Consider the following 19,571-nt stretch of genomic DNA (forward strand, 5'->3'; position numbering starts at 1 on the left):
TCTGCTTTTTTATTAACAAGACAAAGATAAACAAAATAATTCATTTACCTTTGCAAAAACGAAGTTCCGATGTCACGCATAAAAGACTTTTACAACAAGTATCTATCTAAGATCAATGCCTACTGGCTGGTAACCATAGTGTTCTTCGCTCTGACTTTTGTAATGGGCGATAGTAGTCTGTATAAGCGTTATACCTATGATGAAAAGATTCGCAGCCTGGAAAAAGAGATCAAGCATTACCAGAATGAGATCGAAGTCAACAGCAAAAAGCTGAACGACCTGCATACGGATAAGGAAGGCCTCGAACGCTTTGCCCGTGAAGAATATTTCATGAAAAAGTCGAACGAGGATGTATACATTATTAAGAACAAGTAAATGAACGAAAAAGTAAGAACGATAGTTTTCAATATCTCCGCCCTGCTGTTGCTCGCCGGCGCGGGATTATACCTGGCGTTGCCGGCGGTAGCACCTTACCTGTTTGCCGTAGGTGCTGCCGGTATAGCCGTCAGCTATCTGACGATGCCTACCAAGGAAATGGATTTCCGCAGGCGCAGGTTGCACCGCTACAATATTTTTGCCGGATTGCTGTGCATTTTCGCATCCGCCCTGATGTTCAGCGGGCGGAAAGAATGGGTGATTTGCCTGACCATTTCTGCCTTGCTCCAGTTATACACGGCATTTGTCGCTCCCAAGAAAGAAAACTAATCCAACCTTCCCCTACCCCGGGGAAGGTTAAAGACGAAAAATACCTACATATAGTTAGCGGTATTGTCAAAATCACAATTACGGGAACAATAAAATTACCTAAAATCCGCGATTGATGCGTTTTCCTTTTATAAAGACCTTTGCATCGTTTTACTAACGATATAAAACTCTTTATAAATTGAAAGCGACTATTCTTAAGATTTCCTGTTTACTCATATTCCTGTTCACTGCGATATCCGCCTCAGCATATGAGAGGGCGATGATCTCGGGCAAAATAATATCTACGGAAAAAGAAATTGTAGATTTCGCAACCGTCTACCTGAAAGGCACCACGTATGGAGGGACGACCGACGAACAAGGAATTTACCATCTGAAGGCCCCGGCAGGCGACTATACTTTAGTCGTTTCCGCCATCGGTTACAAGACCGTCGAAACGCCGGTGAAACTCATCGGCGGGGAAAGGGTCAAACAGAACATAACCATTACTCCGCAATCGACGGAGCTGGACGAAGTGGTGGTTGTCTCAAACGGAATAAGCCGCTTGAAACGTTCTGCATTCAATGCCATAGCAGTCGATACGAAAGAGTTGCAGAATTCCACTAAGAACCTGAGCGAAGCGCTCGCCAAAGCACCGGGGATGAAGGTACGTGAATCCGGCGGAGTCGGTTCGGATATGCAACTCACGCTGGACGGCTTCAGCGGCAAGCACGTGAAAATCTTTATCGACGGCGTGCCGCAGGAAGGTGTGGGAAGCTCGTTCGGGTTGAACAACATCCCGGTGAACTTTGCCGAACGCATCGAAATCTATAAAGGGGTGGTCCCGGTCGGCTTCGGTGCGGATGCAATCGGAGGCGTGATCAACATCATCACCAAAAAGAAACGGAACAGATGGTTTTTAGACGCCTCCTATTCCTACGGTTCTTTCAACACGCATAAATCTTACGTCAACTTCGGCCAGACCTTCAAGAACGGCTTCACCTACGAGATCAACGCGTTCCAAAACTATTCGGACAATGACTACTATGTAAACGCCCCGGTAGAAAACTTCGAAACAGGTAGTATCGACAGAAGCAAGAAAGAACGGGTGAAACGCTTCAACGACACCTACCACAACGAAGCAGTTATCGGCAAACTGGGCGTCGTTGACAAGAGCTGGGCGGACCGCCTGCTGCTGGGTTTCACCTATTCCAATATGTATCAGGACATACAGACCGGCGTGCGCCAGGAAATCGTCTACGGACAGAAGCACCGCAAGGGACACTCGCTGATGCCTTCGCTGGAATATGGCAAACGCGACCTGTTCGCCAAAGGCTTAGACATGGTGCTGACCGCCAACTACAATAAAAACCTCACGACCAACGTGGACACCTCTTCTTATGAATATAACTGGCGTGGAGAAAAACATCTGATGAACTCCGCCGGAGAGCAGTCAAGACAATACTCCCGGGCAGACAACAATAACTGGAACGGCACGTTGACTCTCAATTACCGGATCGGCAAGATGCACACATTCACCTTCAACCATGTGCTGAACACGTTCCACCGCTCCAACACCTCCCTGCTTGCAGCCGAAGAGATGACAAATGCCATCGCCAAAGAAACCCGCAAAAACATTTCGGGCCTGTCCTACCGGTTGATGCCATCCGAACACTGGAACTTCTCCGCTTTCGGAAAATACTACAACCAGTTTGTTGCAGGTCCGGTGGCAACCTCGACCACACAGGACGACTATGTGCGCAATACACGTTCCGTCAACTCGTTCGGTTACGGGGCAGCCGGAACCTATTTCATCCTGACCGGCCTGCAGGCAAAGCTATCTTATGAAAAGGCCTACCGCCTGCCGACCATTGAAGAAATGTTCGGCGACGAAGACCTCGAAACGGGTGAACTGAGCATCCGGCCGGAAAACAGCGACAACCTCAACCTCAACCTTAGCTACAACAAAACATTCGGAAAACATACCATATATGTGGAAGGTGGAGTGGTCTACCGCAATACGAAGGATTACATACAGCGCAACATCACGGACTTGAGCGGCGGCAAGCAGGCTGCCACCTATATCAACTACGGTAAAGTCGAAACAAAGGGGTTTAACCTGTCCATCCGCTACAACTTTGCCAACTGGGTGAGCGTAGGCGGCAACTTCACCCAGATGGACGTACGCGACAAGATGAAAACCTCCATCTCCAGCAGTGCCGCAAACCTGGCCTATGGAGAGCGGATGCCGAACCTTCCCTACCGGTTTGCCGATTCGGACGTATCGTTCTACTGGCGTAACCTTTGGGAAAAGGGCAATGTGCTGACGGTGACTTACGACAATCAGTACCTGCATAGCTTTACGTATTATTCGTCCGCTATCGGATCGAAAAATAACGACTATGTCGTGCCGAACCAGTTCTCTCATAACCTATCCCTCTCCTACAGCCTCCGGAACGGGCGTTACAACGTGTCGTTCGAGTGCCGCAACTTCACAAATGAAGACCTGTACGACAACTTCAGCCTGCAGAAAGCAGGACGTGCGTTCTACGGCAAAGTGAGAGTTTATTTCGGAAATTAATTCAATTATCACAGTTACAAAATATAAATACATTTATTGCAAGATGAAAAAGAATCATTTATTAACCGGTATTGCCGCAGCCATGCTGACGGGCGGACTGTTTACTTCATGTAGTGACAACGATATCCCGGCACCGGACGCGGGCGGAGGAACAAGCGATGCAAAAAGCACATTCGTAATCCCCGCTTCTACCACGGCATCCGGAAATACGACCAACGTGCTGCTTACGGCTGAAAGTGTGGACGATGGGACCATCACGACATTAAACAACGGCCTTGTGAATGACGGCGCCACACAGTGGGTGTTCTATAAAGACCGGTATTTGTATGGCCTGACCTACAATCAGGGTAATGCTGGTGATACACGTTCGTATATCCTGAATGCGAACGGCAAACTCGAAACACGCTCACAGAGCTATAAGGTCAAACGGTTCACTACTTACGGCATTTACGACAAATATATCATGACACTTTCCTCCGGCGACGGCCCTACTGAATGGGCGGACGAAAACGGCTATGTTCCCCAGTCGTTCCTGGTTTCCCTCCTGGATGTTGCCGCACAGACAAAGACGGACAACGATACGAAGAATGAAGCCTACCTGTCAGAGAACTTCCTGGGAAACGGCGAGTATGTAACCCTTGCCGGTATCCTGGAACATAACAGCAAGATCTACAGCGTAGCCGTACCGATGGGGTTAAGCCAGTACGGGACAAAAGACGGAAACGGGAAATGGATTCTGCCGGGTAACGAGGACCTGGTTAAAACCGAGTCCGGAGGCTCGAATAGCAGCGCTTACGAAAAAGACGAACTATTGTGGACACAATATCCGAATTCCTGTTGGGTCGCCATCTTCGACGATGCAACATTTACAAATAAGAAAATCATCAAGACTGATAAAATCAGTTACGCCTGCGGCCGTTTCAAATCGCAATATTATCAAATGATCTGGGCTGCCGACAATGGCGACATCTATGTATTTTCTCCATCTTATGCCAAGACGATGTCCGACCCGCGCCAGCAGACCAACTTACCGGCCGGTGTAGTACGCATCCCGAACGGGAGTGAAGATTTCGACGATTACTACTGCAACCTGGAGACACAAAGCAACGGCAACTCCTTCCTGCGCAGCTGGCATATCACAGAAGATTATTTCCTGTTGCTGATGTACGACCGTCCTTTCAGCGAAACCGGCTATACCGCCAATCAGTTGGCCGTATTCAAAGCAGGAGCCGAAAAGTTGACTTACGTGAGCGGACTTCCTTCAACCGACATAATCTCCGGTTTCGGAAACACGATACATGTTGAAAACGGCAAGGCTTACATCGCCGTGACAACAACCGATGGAACCCCGGCCATCTACAAGATCGACCCGGCCAACGTCAATGCAACGAAAGGGGTTACAGTCGAAGCGACCCAGATAACCGGTATCGGAAAACTGACAGCACAATGAAAAAGTTCTTTACGAAAGTACATGTATGGTTATCGATACCTTTCGGTATCATCATCGCGATCGTTTGCCTGACAGGGGCAATCCTTGTATTCGAAACGGAGATACTGGAACTCTGCTATCCTTCCCGTTATTTTGTCAAAGAAGTAAAAGGCGAAGTGCTTTCGCCGGCGGTGCTCATGGACGCCGCCGGCCAGCAACTTCCCGACTCCATCAAAATAAACAGAATACGGGTTTCCTCCGATCCCAAACGGACCTACCAATTAATTTTACCGGGGAAAAAAGCGGCTTGCTTTATCAATCCTTACACCGGAGAAATCACCGGTATAGACGACGGAAAAGGTTTTTTCATGAAGATGATGCGCCTCCACCGCTGGCTGCTCGACGAATATAAGCGGGACGGGAGTTTCGCCTGGGGCAAAGCGATTGTCGGATATTCTACCTTAGTTCTGGCTGTTATTATCATAAGCGGGCTTGTTATCTGGTATCCGAGAAACAAGAAGGTATTGAAAAACCGGCTCAAGATAAAGACGAAAGCCGGCGGGTTCCGTTTCCTGTACGACCTGCATGTATCCGGAGGTTTTTATGCCGCTTTACTCCTGCTTGTCCTGGCATTAACCGGCTTGACCTGGTCGTTCGGCTGGTATCGCGATGCGTTCTATACCGTGTTCGGTGTCAGCACAACGTCTAAACAGGCTCATGCTCCTGCACCTTCCACCCATCAAAAATCATCGGGTGAAAGAGGTTCGAAGAAACATTCCGGAACCGACTATACGCATTGGGCCGGAATCTTAGCCGATCTACAGAGCCGTTATCCGGAATATAATTCAATTGCCATCCAGGACGGATCGGCCACAGTCTCCACGGCCAACTACGGAAATACGAGAGGAAGCGACCGTTACTCTTTTGACCCGGCTACCGGGAAGATCACCGAAACCCAATTATATAAAGATCTTCCCAAATCCGCCAAAATAAGAGGATGGATCTATTCCGTCCATGCCGGGACATGGGGAGGAATAACCACCCGGATATTAAGCTGCCTGGTTTCACTCTTAGGGGCTGTCTTTGCCATAACCGGCTACTATCTCTGGCTCAAAAAGAAGTTCAGGAAACTGAATAAGCCGGGATACATAAAAGACTTGCCCGATAGTCAATAGGGATGGGACAAAGATGTTTTTGTTTGACAACAATTATCTTCCGTACGATAGCATTATTTTGGACGATAGGCATTGATTGTATAGTGGAGAAATCGGGAGAAAGGGGGTATCTATAAAACATGATACATCTTATAGCGATAAGTTCATACATCTTACTCAGGTAAGATGATACGTCTTCTTTTGGAAGATGTATCATCTGTTTATTTTATCCTTTTTGTACCTGGACAGGGGTGCGAAACTACAGTTAGACAATATAACACTATTTAGGGAGCGATTCCCAGAGGGCAAATTTAGAGGGAGCGTCCGCCATTGGCAGCCCGTCTTTACCAAATAAAAAACGGCATTCCATATCTGACGAAAATATGATCCGGTATACAGATGGTACTTTTGTGTAAAAAAAATTCCATACCCATAAATCATAAAAGAATGGGTATGGAATTAAATTATATAACTAATAACTTATCAGGATGCAGATTCCTCTGGTATTACAAATGAGATAACATCAGACTGTCCCTTTTTAGAACTTAAAAAATCTTCACCAACTTCATTAATATAATTAATACGAATGTTTACAGAAGTATTGCCTGCAGCTTTTTCAACAGGACGTTTCCGTGACAAAAATTGACTTAAATCGTATACATTTGGAAAAGGAGTATCTTCTTTTACTTTATCACCATCAGCAACTTTCATCGCACGTAAATAAAAGTCATACACCCTTTTTCCTCCAACAACTACAGGATCAGCACTTGAATCATAAGAAAAATCATATTGAGTTTTCATATCGGAAGGAACATTCTCATGGTAAACAGACATAAAAATATGATTATTTGCCGTAAAGGCATAATCAGCCGAATACATCTGGATAACCAATTTTTGCACAGGCATTTCATTAGAGAATAATGCAGTCGTATCTGTTATTGAACCTTGCGTATAGACTTCTGCATATTTTTCTAACGCAGAAACAGTTGCAACCGTATATTTATTGGAAGTTTGAGCATCCCAATCCACTGAATAAGCATAAGCGACATATTCACCACCGGACAATTGAGTATTGAATGTGCTTGAAGCAACCACACTGCCAAAATCATCTTTTACGACGATTCCACCAGCATCCATGCTTAAAGTAGAATATCCTAATGCCATCCCGCTTGACGTATTACCGCCGCCGTCCAAACAAGAGGTTAACGAAAACATACCTGCAGCGATTGCTGCCAATCCTAAAACTTTAAGTTTCTTCATTTTACTGTTCTTTAATTTTATATTGTTTATTATTTATTTGTTCTTATTCAAAAGCCGAAACGGAAACCCGCCTGCAAATTCACATTAAAGGGTTTTTCGGAACGGATCGTTTCGATATCGCTTCCGTTATCGAAATAATAGTCAGCCCCCACTTCTGCATAAATACTTAAGAAACGGAGTAAGGGATAGCTGGCACCGGCACGGGCATTCACAGACCACAGCCATTCTTTCATACGGATATGCTTCTTCTCGTGACGGATTTCATTCTGTTCCACAAATATTTTGGAATTCAGCTTACCGGCTACATTGACCTCAGTCATGCCACCTGCCGCTGCATAAAATTGGATACGCTTCCATTCCGCAATCTTATAAGACAGAGAAAGAGGAATTCCGATAAAATGTAACTTTTGTTTAGTTTCGCCATGATATACAGCTCCGGTCTCCCATTCGGAAGAAAGGAGAGTATAGTTTAAACCGGATTGGAGAGAAAAACGGTCATTCAAAGAATAACTGACACCCAATCCGACCGAAACCGGTGTCTTATGATGAATATTCGTTTTCGGGAACTGGCTATTGAAATACGGAGAATTCAATTGCAACAACTCCTGATCTGTCATCAACGTATTCTTCAAAGCATAGGCATTTATGGAGTTCGATGTCCCGGCACTCACACTACCGCCTCCCATTCCGAAGCCCCATCTTTTTACCCGCTCCTTCTTTTCTTCTTTTTTCACTGGCGCTGCATCTGCAAGTAAAGAACGTGTTTCAACGGGTACTGCCGTCTCCGCCACTTCGGATGCTTCGGCTGCCTCGGAAGAAACCACAGCGACAGTATCATTGTCTTCCGACGAAAAAGCAATGTCGTCTTCCGTTATATCCGACCGGAATGCAGTGGCAGCCACAACTTGTGCAACGGCACGTTTGGCCACCCGGTTAACCGGCACGGAAGCTGCAACAGCTATTTTATTTGGGGACGGTTGAACAGGGACAGCTGATGTCACAGACTCGGACTGTTCGGTCAATCGGCTCTCTACGGCCTCGGTTTCTTTCAGGATCGTTTCGGCTACAGGTAGACGGTCCTGATCCTGGTTAGAGACATAAACGCCACCCGTTACGACTAATAAAGAAATAACGGCGGCAGCCACCCAATAACGTAAAGTCCGCCGGAAAGGGACAGACTTTTTAACCGGCAGGCGGTTGGCTATCGCCTCCCAATCGTCCGGCATCGTATCCGCTTCAAAGTCCTGCAACTTCGAACGGAACAAATCGTCAAATGTATCTCTTTCCTTATCCATCATTTCTTTTTACTCAATACAATTCATTAATCCTGCGTTGTAATAATTGTTTGGCACGCGTAAACTGCGACCGGGATGTACTCTCTGTGATATTCATCATCTCGCTGATCTCCTTATGCGAATAACCTTCTATCGCGAACAGGTTAAACACCGTACGAAAACCGGCAGGAAGTTCTTGCACTAATTTCATCAACTCGACTGCCGACATATCGGATATGGCTGAACTGTCCGGATGGATCAATTCCGCCGTATTATCCAGATCGGTAGCCTCACGCAAAACATCCGATTTACGCAAATACTCCAACGCACAATTGACAAAGATCTTTCGCATCCACCCTTCAAATGACCCGATTCCCGAATAAGAGTCTATGCTGGTGAAGACTTTTACAAAACCATCCTGTAGCAAATCACGGGCAGTCTCCCTGTCGCTAACATAACGCAGACAAACCCCCATCATTTTGCGGGAATACGTTTCGTACAGCTCCTTCTGAGCCAGCCTTTCCCCCTTCTTACAACCCTCTATCAGTTGTTTCTCCGTCATTTAGTGTGTGTCTTCATGCCCTTTTCAGGGCTGTACATTTATTATGATGTTCAGATTATCCGAAACGCTGCATTCCGGATAAAATATTTTTATTGAAAACGCACAAAGATACTGTATTCTGACAAATAATCAGAACCGGTTCCAATTTTTTTGGCAGGGTCAACCGGGCAGCCTGCCCTTTTATCCACAGGGGTAACTTCCATTCCTATTTTCTTAAAGTCGGAAGTCAATTTCGTTTTGGAAGTCTTATCGGCACGATAGGTAACGACCGCCGTACGGGTAGCCAGATATGTCACAGACTTTTTCATCCGGCACAAAGATATAGCATTCCGGAAGTCTCTTCCACAAACCGTTTATATTATTTAGGAAATTTGGTAAGATAGTAATAGGTTTCTTTCGAAAGCACGCTTTCGATATGGTAGCGGGTGGAAGATGAAACGGAAAATGTATATCCCCGCTCCGAAGCCGTATCGACAGGTAGATAAATGGAAGTATCCCGAATTCCCGTCATCAGGATATTCCGGGCGGATGCGGGGTCGATCGAATCTGTCAGCGAATAATAGACGGTGTAAGTCAACACATCCTTTTCCGAATCCGGTTTCCGCCAGGAGAGTTTCAACTCATCTCCTTCTTTTTCTATCCGTACCTCTTCCGGGGCTGTGGGAACCGTATCGTTCAACCAGGACAAAGGCGGAAGCTGGGCCGGATATTTATAATAGTTATCTTTCAACTCGTCGTATAGCCCTTTTGTATTGTCGAGGATGTTCGCACAACGGAAAAATGTACAGCCAGCGCCTCCATAGTAACGACTGTAGTCGATCTGGTCCGTTATGTCGTTGACGGTCCAGTCCGCCTCTTCTTTCAGCATCCGGTATGCACCCAATCCGGGAACCACCAGGCGCCCGTTGCAGTTATCGACCCAATTATCGACAAAGGGGAAAAAGTTATCATGCAGGTAATACATCATCGGGACGATCATATCCTGCTTTCCGTTCTGCATCCACATTTTCGGATCCTGAAAGACGCTTTCGTAAGCCGTCCATCCGGCGTTCGGGACACGTTCGATGCGATTGTATTTACCGAGCGGGGAACTGCTGACCTGCACCCAAGGCTTTACCGATTTCACCCAGTCGTAAATACGGTAAACCATCTTATTGATATTCTCCCGGCGCCATTCGGCCAACGGGCGTTTTTTACCATATTTATTATAAAGGGATTTATCGGGGAAAGATTTGGCCTGTTCCGGATAACGGATATAATCGAAATGGATTCCGTCGATATCGTATCCGTTCACCAGTTCTTTCACTAAGGACAAAATATAGTCGGAAGTTCCGGGAACACCGGGGTCCAGATACCATTCGCCGTTATGACGCTTGCACAGTTTCGGCTGGCGCTTGACAACAGAGAGTTTTCCCTGTTCTTTTACGCTTTTGTCCGTTCCCAATGGGAAGGTGACGAACCAGGCATGGCATTCCATCCCGCGTTTGTGACATTCGTCGATCACGAAAGCCAGCGGATCATATCCCGGCATCGTTCCGTATTTTCCGGAGAAAGTCTTGCTTGCCGGTTCTATAGCCGAACGCCAGATAACGTCGCCACGCAAACGGACCTGCAGAAAGACTGTATTGAAATTCGCATCCTGCAACCGGTCCAAGATGTCGCAAACGTCGCGTTGCTGTACCCGTCGCCCGGCCTCCGTCGTTGCCGGCTTATGCGGCCAGTCCAAACCATAGACGGTTGTCAGCCACACGCCTCGAATCTCACGCTTGGGAGGTTCGGCCGCATTCGAAACTTGTATCAATAACAGGAGTAATAACGACAGGCAATACTTTCTCATTTCACACATTTATTCAGCGGTACAAATGTACTGCTTTTTGCGCTTCTTCGGGATAGTCTGTAGTCAAAAAGTCTACACGATTTTCGATCATCTCTTTCATTACCAGAGGATCATCTACCGTCCAGACATTGATTTTCAATTTTAGGTCTTTTGCTTCGGTAAACCATTCAGGATGCTTTTGCATAACCTTATAATTATAATCGAGACCGGCAAAACCGAGTTCCTTCAACTGCTTCGGAGACAAGTCGCCGTTCAGGTAGTAGACCGGTGTCTTCGGGGACAGGCGGTGCAGTTCTTTGGCTGCTTCGAGGCTGAAAGCAATATATTCGGTACGCTTCGTCAATTTCTTGCCGTTCACCATGTCGACGGCAATCTTAGCCGCCTCCCGATCCCGCTGGGGAGTCGCATGGGATTTCAATTCGAAAATAAGTTTGGTCTTTTTCAGTTTCTTCGCCCTGTCCAGATATTGCTCCAATGTCGGGAGCGTTTCGCCATTCGGGAGTTTCAGGTCTTTAAGTTCCGCATAAGTAGTCGTCTGGATATGTTTTCCCTGAATCTTGCTATCATGAAACACTACCGGGACATTATCTGCAGTCAGATGCACGTCGAACTCGGAGCCATAGACTTTGATTTCATTCGCCCGTTCCAACGAACGAATAGAGTTTTGGGCGGAACCTTCCGTTTTCCAATAACCGCGATGGGCAATCACCTTTGTCTTTCTTTTAGCCGACACAGGAGCTGCGACCAGCACGCACAAAAGAAGAAGAAGAGAGAATTTTAATTGTTTCATAAAGTAGTATTTTTATCAGTATTATCCTCTATTTTCCAATCTCCGACAAATACCGTTCCGCCTCGATCGCAGCCGCGCAACCGCTACCGGCGGCAGTAATAGCCTGACGATAATGCGGGTCAGCCACGTCACCGGCAGCAAATACCCCCGGCACTCTTGTTTTAGGCGTGCCCGGAATTGTCTTGATGTAGCCGATTTCGTCTGTTTCCACCCAGGGTTTGAATATTTTGGAGTTCGGGGTATGACCGATAGCCAGGAAGAAACCGTCGATTGCGATATCCACTTTTTCTTCGTCCGGTTCGCCCATGCGTTTTACTAAATGTGCGCCTTCCACGCCATCTTCACCGAAAAGACCGATCGTGTTATGTTCGAATAAGACCGTGATATTCGGAGTGTTCAGTACACGTTCCTGCATCACTTTCGATGCACGCAAATACGGTTTACGGACAATCAGATAAACATGTTTTGCCAAGCTGGACAAGTACAGTGCCTCTTCACAAGCCGTATCACCACCGCCAACGACAGCCACCACTTTCTTACGATAGAAGAAACCGTCACACGTAGCACAAGCCGAAACACCCATACCAGCGTATTTTTGCTCATCCGGCAACCCTAAATATTTGGCAGTCGCTCCGGTCGAGATGATCAACGTTTCCGCTTCGATTACTTTCTCACCGTCAATCGTTACCTTATATGGTGCTGCCGACAAGTCTGTTTCAGTCGCAATGCCAATACGGATATCCGCACCGAAGCGGGCAGCCTGTTGTTTCAAATCTTCCATCAATTCCGTACCGGTAACACCTTCAGGATAGCCAGGAAAATTTTCAACTTCGGTTGTAGTCGTAAGTTGTCCGCCCGGCTGAATACCTTCGTAAAGGACAGGAGACAGGTTTGCACGTGAAGCATAGATAGCTGCCGTATAACCGGCAGGGCCCGAACCGATAATCAGGCAACGAACTTTTTCATTCTGAGTTGTATTCATCATCTTATCTTTTAATTTCCAATTTTTAATTTTTAATTCTCCAATCATCTAAGGTCTACGATTTCAGCATCGGGATAGTCTTTTTCGTTAAAAACAAAAAAGCGATCCGGTTGGTTTACTCCCGTTTCCATTTTACCGATACGAATCGTATTACTGATCCCATTCTTTGAAAAAACGGCGATCGAAGCAGGAAGACCGGAAAACTTCTCGATCTGGAGTTCCACCCGTACGATATCGCTTTTCTTTTTGGGAGTCAGCTCAATGTCATAGGCGGCTTTACCGTTCGGGGCCGTACTCTCGCCCTTATATTTGGCGGTAAAACCTTTTTTATAGGAACGGAGCAACAGGGCCGGATTGGTAGCCTGCAACTCTTCGCCGGTCGGATTGGAGATATTGACTTCTTCGTTGCGTTCGAGAAACGACCATTGCGTCGTACCGTCGAACCAGGTAATCATGTCCGGAGTCTTCAGTACGAACTTATCTCCTTTGATATCGACCGTACCGTCAAAACTTTCCGATACTTTCTGCACATCTGAGCGCGTCTGCATCGTAAAATAAGCAGTCAAACCGTTAGAATCTTCATAAGCGGAAGCTGCCTTATCCAGGATGGAAGTGGCGTTCTGCGCCAATACTCGCATTCCGAATGCAGCCCAAATGCACAGGAAGACAGCAACCGAAATGCGGCAAACTTTTATTTTATTTTTTCTTTTCATTCTATTCTTTGTTATCATAATTGATGATTTACCGACATCTCTTGTCAGTTTTCTTTTATTTCAATGAATTCAATAATTGCTCCAAACTGTATTCATCCTGAATCAATACCTGGCGGGCCTTGCTACCCTCGAAAGGACCGACGATGCCCGCGGCCTCCAGCTGGTCCATCAGGCGGCCTGCACGGTTGTAACCGATTGCAAACTTGCGCTGGATGAGCGAGGTCGAACCCTGCTGCTGGATCACGATCAGGCGGGCGGCCTCATCGAACAACGGATCGCGATCCGACAGATCTACCGCTCCGGCGACAGAAGAATCTCCGCCTTCACCTATATATTCAGGCAACAGATAAGCCGTCGGATAAGCCACCTGTGCACCGACATAATTTACGATATCTTCCACTTCTGGCGTATCGACAAACGCACACTGAACACGTGTCGGCTCACTGCTTCCGGTAATCAGGATCAACATATCGCCCTTACCGATCAGGCGGTTAGCCCCCGGAGTATCCAGAATCGTACGGGAGTCGATCTGCGACATCACCTTAAAAGCGATACGGCTCGGAAAGTTACTCTTGATCGTACCGGTGATCACCTTCGTATCCGGGCGCTGGGTGGCCAGGATCATGTGGATGCCGACCGCACGGGCCTTGGCCGCGATACGCGAGATCGGCAACTCGATTTCTTTGCCGGAAGTCGCGATCAGGTCGGCAAACTCATCGACGATCGCCACGATATAAGGCAGGAACCGATGTCCTTTCTCCGGATTCAGGCGACGGGAAATAAATTTCTCATTGTATTCCTTTATATTACGCGCCGAAGCCTCCACAAGCAACTTATAACGGTTCTCCATCTCGATCACCAATGAATTCAGGGTTGCCACGGCATCGCCCGGCTCCGTCACGATCGGTTTGTCGGCATTCGGCAATTTCGCCAAATAATGCCGTTCGATCTTCGAATAAATACTAAATTCCACCTGTTTGGGATCGACCATCACGAACTTCAGTTCGGCCGGGTGCTTCTTATACAGCAAAGAGGTGATAATCGCATTCAAGCCGACCGATTTACCTTGTCCGGTCGCACCAGCCACCAACAGGTGGGGAGTCTTGCACAAGTCGAACATAAACACCTCGTTGACAATCGTCTTTCCGATCGCCACCGGCAAGTCATACGAACATTCCTGGAATTTGCGCGAAGCGACCACCGACTGCATGGAAACAGTCTGCGGTTTATTATTCGGGACCTCGATCCCGATCGTTCCCTTACCCGGCATCGGCGCGATAATACGTATCTGCAAGGCGGAAAGGCTCAAAGCAATATCATCTTCCAGGTTTTTAATCTTAGAAATACGCACACCGGCTTCCGGGACAATCTCATAGAGCGTGACCGTCGGTCCAACCGTCGCCTTGATAGAGGCGATATTGATACCGAAATCTTCCAACGTCTGCTTGATCATCTGCTGGTTTTCTTCCAATTCTTCACGGTTCACCTCGACATTACCCGAATCGTAGAACTTCAACAAATCGAGTGTCGGGAATACATAGCGGGACAAGTCTAAGCGCGGATCGTATTTACCCAATTGGGACTGGTCAAAAGTCTCCTCGTCTTCCGGCACTTCCACTTCAAAAGTCGTACCACCATCGGCGGTTGCCTCGATAACCGGATCATCCCCCCGGGCTACTTCAAATTCAAAATCATTCTTTTGCGGAACATCCTTTTCCACCGGCATTCTCTTTTCTTCCTCGGCTTTCCGCATTTCGGTTTCCGTATCGAAAACATATTCGTCCGGTCGGATCATATCTTCCTCTTCCTCGCGATACGTCGCAGACCGAGGAGCTGCCGCCGGTTTTTCAACCGGAACATAAACTTCCGTTTCCCCTTCCTCTTCCGGAACTTCCGGCGTTTCGCTCTTTTCACGTTTCAAACGGTTCTTCAACCATCCGAAAGAGAAGACATTTTGCAGGAACGGAATCGTCCGTTTGCTGGTAAAGATCGCTATAATCAGGAACAGGCCGATCAATAGCAGGATCGTGCCCGGTATGCCGATATTATTCATCATCACTTCCGATAAATAATATCCGTGCTGCCCCCCCAGATAAATAAATGTATCTTCATATCCGCTGATAAAGACAAAAGCGAAAAACAGCGATCCCCATATCAGCATAGCCGCACTGAACAGAAAACGTTTCAGCAACGACACCCGGCTCAAGTTCATCAACTTTGCCCCGACCGAACCGAGAAAAAACAAGATCAGGAATGAAGAAATCCCAAACCACCGGTTCATCAGCAAATCCGCAAGGTAAGCCCCGCGCACGCCTGTCCAGTTCTCTACCGATCCACGGTTAATCACCAGGTCCGATAGCGGTATATTCTCGATCTTGCTCTGATCCGCTCCTCCCGTGAAGAAGAATGAAATCAAAGCCAGGCCGACATATATGGTAATAATGGAAATCACTAATCCGGTAATAAAACGGGTTCGCTCGCAGGTAAAGAAGTCTCGAATCTTCTTAAACTTACTCTCCCCGTTATTCGTATTTTGTTTTGTAGTCGTCTTTTTAGCCATTACATATTAAATTTACAACTCGCAAATGTACATAGAAAATTTTAAGTTCCCTACGACATTTGCATTTTCCAAACTGTATGTTTCTTTAACCGACTTTTCCTGAAGCCGGTCGTTCCGGTAAAGATTCACTCAATTTTTCCTATTTTTCAAGGCATAATCAGGACAAAGAGGAACTTTCTGATGTTATATCCAAGAGGAATTAGAGTTTATAATTCCGAATATCAAAATATATTTGTTACTTTTGCGAGTTATAAACGCAAGGTATCTACTAAGATAATTAGCATGGAAAAAGAGAACAACCCGATATACGAACGCAACACGCTGGAATTTGTAACAGTTGCATTGGAATTTTGTACGTTTGTCGAGAACGCCGGGAATACAGGTCTTTTCGACTTTTTGGATAAGGCAGTCAAGATTTTGCCGTTGCTGTATCTGAAAGCGACCCTTTTGCCCGAGGCGGAAGAAGACGAAGATGCAGAACCCGAACTGACCGTCACGGAAGATATGTACGAATCGGTCCGTAACCGGATTGCCGGACTGCTTGGCGAGAAAGACTCATACCTCGAAACATTCCATCCGGATATGCAATACAGCGATACGCCGATCGCCGCCTTTATCTCGGAAAATCTGGCAGATGTTTACCAGGATACGGGCAATTTCATTTCTTTATTCCGCCAGGGTAATGAAGATGTTATGCTTGAAGCAATCGTTTTGTGTCGTAAAAACTTCCGCGAATTCTGGGGGCAACAAGTGTTAAACGCATTAAAAGCGCTTCACGCCGTGCGATACAGCGAAGAAGAACTTTTAGAAACCAACGAAGAAGAATGACACAACAATATACACATTCGATAACAAAAGAAGTAATATCCGGACTTCCCTTAGAAGAATTTACCGGACGGATCATCGTGATCGACACATTAAGAGATGTGGAGAAAGCCATCAGCTACCTTTCCGAATTCCAGTCTGTCGGATTCGATACCGAAACCCGTCCGAGTTTCAAAAAAGGACAACGTTACAAAATATCGCTTATGCAGATTTCGACCGACGAGGCGTGTTTCCTGTTCCGCCTGAACCGGATCGACATACCGGAAACTCTGGAAGAATTTCTGGCAAACGAAAAAGTACAGAAAATCGGCCTTTCGTTGCGCGACGATTTCGGAGCGATGCGGAAACGTACGGACATACAGCCGGCCAATTTCCTGGACTTGCAGAATTATGTCGGGCAGTTCGGCATCGAAGACGCCAGCCTGCAAAAGATATACGCCATCCTTTTCAACAAGAAAATTTCGAAAGGACAGCGCCTGAGCAACTGGGAAGCCGATGTCCTCAGCGATGCACAGAAAAAATATGCAGCCCTCGATGCATGGGCTTGCCTGAAAATATACAATCAATTGAAACAGATATAAATGAAGGAGTGTAAAGTATTTCTCAAACCTAAAAAAGAGGAATCGTTGCTGCGTTTCCATCCGTGGGTATTCTCCGGCGCCATCCAGACGATCGAAGGTGAACCGGAAGAAGGCGACTTGGTAGAAGTCTATGGTGCGAACGGGCGTTTCCTGGGTACCGGTCATTATCAGATAGGCAGTATTGCCGTCCGCATATTATCTTTCAAACCGGTCACGATAGATGCCGCTTTCTGGGAAGAACGCATCCGTATTGCTTACACACTGCGCCAGGCCCTGGAGCTTGCCGGAGTGGAGAACAACAATACATACCGGTTGGTACACGGCGAAGGAGATAATCTTCCGGGATTAGTTATCGATATGTATGCCCACACTGCGGTCATGCAGGCGCATTCTGTCGGTATGCACTATGCGCGTCATCAGATTGCCGAGGCCCTGAAAGCCGTGCTGGGAGATTCTTTGCAGAATATATATTACAAATCGGAAGCGACTCTGCCTTACAAGGCTAATTTAGGCAGCGAAGACGGCTACCTGTACGGGGGCGAAGTGGAGGACATCGCACTTGAAAACGGATTGAAATTCTGCGTCGACTGGCAAAAAGGGCAAAAGACAGGTTTCTTTGTCGACCAGCGCGAAAACCGTTCGTTGCTGGAACGCTATGCCAAAGGCCGCTCCGTACTGAACATGTTCTGCTATACTGGCGGATTCTCGTTCTATGCCATGCGCGGAGGAGCCAAGGTCGTTCACTCGGTCGACAGTTCTGCCAAAGCGATCTCGCTGACCAACAAGAACGTGGAACTAAACTTTCTGGGCGATCCGCGTCACGAGGCTTATGCGGAAGACGCTTTCAAGTATCTCGAAAAGATGGGAAGCAACTACGACCTCATCATCCTGGATCCGCCCGCTTTCGCCAAACATAAAAACGTATTGCGCAACGCTCTGCAGGGTTACCGCAAACTGAATGCCATCGCTTTCGAGAAGATTAAACCGGGAGGCATCCTGTTCACCTTCTCCTGCTCGCAGGTGGTAAGCAAGGAAAACTTCCGTCTGGCCGTGTTCAGTGCCGCCGCCCAGTCCGGCCGCAGTGTCCGCATCCTGCATCAACTGACACAGCCCGCCGACCATCCGGTCAACATTTACCACCCGGAAGGGGAATATCTGAAGGGGTTGGTTCTTTATGTGGAGTAAAGCCGAATTATGATTTACAATTTATCCCCGGGCATATATAAATCATAAATCACAATTCATAAATCCATTAGTGATATTTAATAAAGGAAGGTGCAAAATATTTACGGAAATATTTCTTTATTTCGTAATAGGTTGTACCTTTGTCTCGCTTTTAAGAGAGATGGAAATATTATTATAAGTAAAACATATAAAACTTATTATTATGTCTAAAGTAACAGTTGTTGGCGCCGGTAATGTAGGTGCTACTTGCGCAAATGTTCTTGCCTTCAATGAAGTGGCAGACGAAGTTGTAATGCTTGACGTTAAGGAAGGTGTTTCCGAAGGTAAAGCAATGGATATGATGCAGACCGCTCAACTGCTTGGTTTCGATACTACAGTTGTTGGTTGCACAAACGACTACGAAAAAACAGCTAACTCTGACGTTGTTGTCATCACTTCAGGTATTCCTCGTAAACCGGGTATGACTCGCGAAGAACTGATCGGTGTTAACGCTGGTATCGTTAAGAGCGTAGCTCAGAACATCCTGAAATATTCTCCAAACGCAATTCTGGTAGTTATCTCCAACCCGATGGATACAATGACTTATCTGTCATTGAAATCTCTGGGACTGCCAAAAAACCGTATCATCGGTATGGGCGGTGCTTTGGATAGCTCCCGTTTCAAATATTTCTTGTCTCAGGCTTTAGGTTGCAATGCTAACGAAGTTGAAGGCATGGTAATCGGTGGCCACGGCGACACCACTATGATTCCGTTGGCTCGTCTGGCTACTTACAAAGGTATTCCTGTAAGCAAGCTGTTGAGTGCTGAAAAACTGCAGGAAGTTGTTTCTTCCACAATGGTTGGTGGTGCAACACTGACTAAGTTGCTGGGTACTTCTGCATGGTATGCACCGGGCGCTGCAGGAGCATTCGTTGTTGAATCGATCATCCACAACCAGAAAAAGATGGTTCCTTGTTCTGTTTACCTGGAAGGCGAATATGGCGAATCAGACCTTTGCATCGGCGTTCCTGTTATCCTGGGTAAGAACGGTATCGAAAAGATCGTTGAACTGGAACTGACAGCTGAAGAAAAAGAACTCTTCGCCAAGAGTGCAGCCGCCGTTCACAAAACAAACGAAGCTTTGAAAGAAGTTGGCGCTCTCTAATAATCGAAAAAGA

The 19,571-nt window shown here is 46.8% G+C and carries 17 protein-coding genes and 1 pseudogene; 9 read left to right on the forward strand and 9 right to left on the reverse strand.

Going from position 1 to position 19,571, the window contains the following annotated elements:
- The first annotated feature begins 69 nt into the window (after positions 1 to 69).
- From ACPYIV_RS10595 to ACPYIV_RS10615, 5 genes are all read left to right on the forward strand, one after another.
- Positions 70 to 375 carry an FtsB family cell division protein gene (locus tag ACPYIV_RS10595; protein WP_425882929.1) on the forward strand — a complete coding sequence of 102 codons (306 nt, stop codon included), beginning with the start codon at positions 70 to 72 and terminating at the stop codon, positions 373 to 375.
- A complete protein-coding gene (locus ACPYIV_RS10600) occupies positions 376 to 705 on the forward strand; it encodes a hypothetical protein (protein ID WP_293734107.1) in 330 nt (109 codons plus the stop codon). It begins immediately after the preceding gene.
- Positions 706 to 964: 259 nt separating this feature from the next.
- Positions 965 to 3,262 (forward strand): TonB-dependent receptor, encoded by a 2,298-nt coding sequence (locus tag ACPYIV_RS10605; protein ID WP_293734108.1) that lies wholly within the window; start codon positions 965 to 967, stop codon positions 3,260 to 3,262.
- 43 nt (positions 3,263 to 3,305) lie between these two features.
- On the forward strand, positions 3,306 to 4,712 hold the full coding sequence (locus ACPYIV_RS10610) for a DUF4374 domain-containing protein (RefSeq protein ID WP_293734109.1): 1,407 nt from the start codon (positions 3,306 to 3,308) through the stop codon (positions 4,710 to 4,712).
- The gene (locus ACPYIV_RS10615; RefSeq protein WP_425882931.1) at positions 4,709 to 5,866 is read left to right on the forward strand and encodes a PepSY-associated TM helix domain-containing protein; all 1,158 of its coding nucleotides are present in this window, start codon (positions 4,709 to 4,711) and stop codon (positions 5,864 to 5,866) included. Before ACPYIV_RS10610 ends, ACPYIV_RS10615 begins: the two co-directional genes overlap by 4 nt.
- A 462-nt stretch (positions 5,867 to 6,328) precedes the next feature.
- On the opposite strand, the gene ACPYIV_RS10620 is transcribed toward ACPYIV_RS10615, so the two are convergent.
- The 9 genes and pseudogenes from ACPYIV_RS10620 to ACPYIV_RS10660 all read right to left on the reverse strand — a co-directional run bounded on the left by ACPYIV_RS10620 (position 6,329) and on the right by ACPYIV_RS10660 (position 15,823).
- A complete protein-coding gene (locus ACPYIV_RS10620) occupies positions 6,329 to 7,105 on the reverse strand; it encodes a hypothetical protein (RefSeq protein WP_425882933.1) in 777 nt (258 codons plus the stop codon).
- Positions 7,106 to 7,152: 47 nt separating this feature from the next.
- Positions 7,153 to 8,403, reverse strand: coding sequence for a porin family protein (locus ACPYIV_RS10625; RefSeq protein WP_425882935.1), 1,251 nt, complete (start codon positions 8,401 to 8,403; stop codon positions 7,153 to 7,155).
- 10 nt (positions 8,404 to 8,413) lie between these two features.
- Positions 8,414 to 8,941, reverse strand: coding sequence for an RNA polymerase sigma factor (locus ACPYIV_RS10630; RefSeq protein ID WP_293734609.1), 528 nt, complete (start codon positions 8,939 to 8,941; stop codon positions 8,414 to 8,416).
- Between the two features lie 89 nt (positions 8,942 to 9,030).
- A pseudogene (locus ACPYIV_RS10635) lies at positions 9,031 to 9,228 on the reverse strand (hypothetical protein); the annotation flags it as partial.
- A gap of 71 nt (positions 9,229 to 9,299) precedes the next feature.
- Positions 9,300 to 10,778, reverse strand: a complete 1,479-nt coding sequence (locus ACPYIV_RS10640) for a glycoside hydrolase family 10 protein (RefSeq protein WP_425882938.1) — start codon at positions 10,776 to 10,778, stop codon at positions 9,300 to 9,302.
- A 13-nt stretch (positions 10,779 to 10,791) separates the two neighbouring features.
- Entirely contained in the window at positions 10,792 to 11,568 is a 777-nt protein-coding gene (locus ACPYIV_RS10645; RefSeq protein WP_293739631.1) for a glycerophosphodiester phosphodiesterase, read from the reverse strand.
- 28 nt (positions 11,569 to 11,596) lie between these two features.
- A complete protein-coding gene (gene trxB, locus ACPYIV_RS10650) occupies positions 11,597 to 12,550 on the reverse strand; it encodes a thioredoxin-disulfide reductase (RefSeq protein ID WP_293734612.1) in 954 nt (317 codons plus the stop codon).
- A gap of 44 nt (positions 12,551 to 12,594) precedes the next feature.
- Positions 12,595 to 13,263, reverse strand: coding sequence for a LolA family protein (locus tag ACPYIV_RS10655; protein WP_293734613.1), 669 nt, complete (start codon positions 13,261 to 13,263; stop codon positions 12,595 to 12,597).
- Between the two features lie 55 nt (positions 13,264 to 13,318).
- Entirely contained in the window at positions 13,319 to 15,823 is a 2,505-nt protein-coding gene (locus tag ACPYIV_RS10660) for an FtsK/SpoIIIE family DNA translocase (protein ID WP_299362992.1), read from the reverse strand.
- Positions 15,824 to 16,105: 282 nt separating this feature from the next.
- Here ACPYIV_RS10660 and ACPYIV_RS10665 point away from each other — a divergent pair, with 282 nt between their 5' ends.
- From ACPYIV_RS10665 to mdh, 4 genes are all read left to right on the forward strand, one after another.
- On the forward strand, positions 16,106 to 16,651 hold the full coding sequence (locus ACPYIV_RS10665; protein ID WP_293734615.1) for a DUF5063 domain-containing protein: 546 nt from the start codon (positions 16,106 to 16,108) through the stop codon (positions 16,649 to 16,651).
- Positions 16,648 to 17,229 (forward strand): 3'-5' exonuclease, encoded by a 582-nt coding sequence (locus tag ACPYIV_RS10670; protein WP_293734616.1) that lies wholly within the window; start codon positions 16,648 to 16,650, stop codon positions 17,227 to 17,229. The genes ACPYIV_RS10665 and ACPYIV_RS10670 overlap by 4 nt, the downstream gene beginning before the upstream one ends.
- Positions 17,230 to 18,414 (forward strand): class I SAM-dependent rRNA methyltransferase, encoded by a 1,185-nt coding sequence (locus ACPYIV_RS10675; RefSeq protein ID WP_425882942.1) that lies wholly within the window; start codon positions 17,230 to 17,232, stop codon positions 18,412 to 18,414.
- 202 nt (positions 18,415 to 18,616) lie between these two features.
- Positions 18,617 to 19,558, forward strand: coding sequence for a malate dehydrogenase (gene mdh, locus ACPYIV_RS10680; protein ID WP_293739627.1), 942 nt, complete (start codon positions 18,617 to 18,619; stop codon positions 19,556 to 19,558).
- The last annotated feature ends 13 nt before the right edge of the window (positions 19,559 to 19,571 follow it).

The sequence above is a fragment of the Parabacteroides vesiculifaciens genome (assembly GCF_049860805.1).
Classification (GTDB): Bacteria; Bacteroidota; Bacteroidia; order Bacteroidales; family Tannerellaceae; genus Parabacteroides.

Coding starts and splice junctions, on each gene's coding strand:
- ACPYIV_RS10630 (WP_293734609.1), bottom strand. CDS start 8,941: ATGACGGAGAAACAACTGATAGAGGGTTGTAAGAAGGGGGAAAGGCTG.
- mdh (WP_293739627.1), top strand. CDS start 18,617: ATGTCTAAAGTAACAGTTGTTGGCGCCGGTAATGTAGGTGCTACTTGC.
- ACPYIV_RS10620 (WP_425882933.1), bottom strand. CDS start 7,105: ATGAAGAAACTTAAAGTTTTAGGATTGGCAGCAATCGCTGCAGGTATG.
- ACPYIV_RS10675 (WP_425882942.1), top strand. CDS start 17,230: ATGAAGGAGTGTAAAGTATTTCTCAAACCTAAAAAAGAGGAATCGTTG.
- ACPYIV_RS10600 (WP_293734107.1), top strand. CDS start 376: ATGAACGAAAAAGTAAGAACGATAGTTTTCAATATCTCCGCCCTGCTG.
- trxB (WP_293734612.1), bottom strand. CDS start 12,550: ATGAATACAACTCAGAATGAAAAAGTTCGTTGCCTGATTATCGGTTCG.
- ACPYIV_RS10595 (WP_425882929.1), top strand. CDS start 70: ATGTCACGCATAAAAGACTTTTACAACAAGTATCTATCTAAGATCAAT.
- ACPYIV_RS10655 (WP_293734613.1), bottom strand. CDS start 13,263: ATGAAAAGAAAAAATAAAATAAAAGTTTGCCGCATTTCGGTTGCTGTC.
- ACPYIV_RS10625 (WP_425882935.1), bottom strand. CDS start 8,403: ATGATGGATAAGGAAAGAGATACATTTGACGATTTGTTCCGTTCGAAG.
- ACPYIV_RS10645 (WP_293739631.1), bottom strand. CDS start 11,568: ATGAAACAATTAAAATTCTCTCTTCTTCTTCTTTTGTGCGTGCTGGTC.
- ACPYIV_RS10615 (WP_425882931.1), top strand. CDS start 4,709: ATGAAAAAGTTCTTTACGAAAGTACATGTATGGTTATCGATACCTTTC.
- ACPYIV_RS10665 (WP_293734615.1), top strand. CDS start 16,106: ATGGAAAAAGAGAACAACCCGATATACGAACGCAACACGCTGGAATTT.
- ACPYIV_RS10660 (WP_299362992.1), bottom strand. CDS start 15,823: ATGGCTAAAAAGACGACTACAAAACAAAATACGAATAACGGGGAGAGT.
- ACPYIV_RS10670 (WP_293734616.1), top strand. CDS start 16,648: ATGACACAACAATATACACATTCGATAACAAAAGAAGTAATATCCGGA.
- ACPYIV_RS10610 (WP_293734109.1), top strand. CDS start 3,306: ATGAAAAAGAATCATTTATTAACCGGTATTGCCGCAGCCATGCTGACG.
- ACPYIV_RS10605 (WP_293734108.1), top strand. CDS start 965: ATGATCTCGGGCAAAATAATATCTACGGAAAAAGAAATTGTAGATTTC.
- ACPYIV_RS10640 (WP_425882938.1), bottom strand. CDS start 10,778: ATGAGAAAGTATTGCCTGTCGTTATTACTCCTGTTATTGATACAAGTT.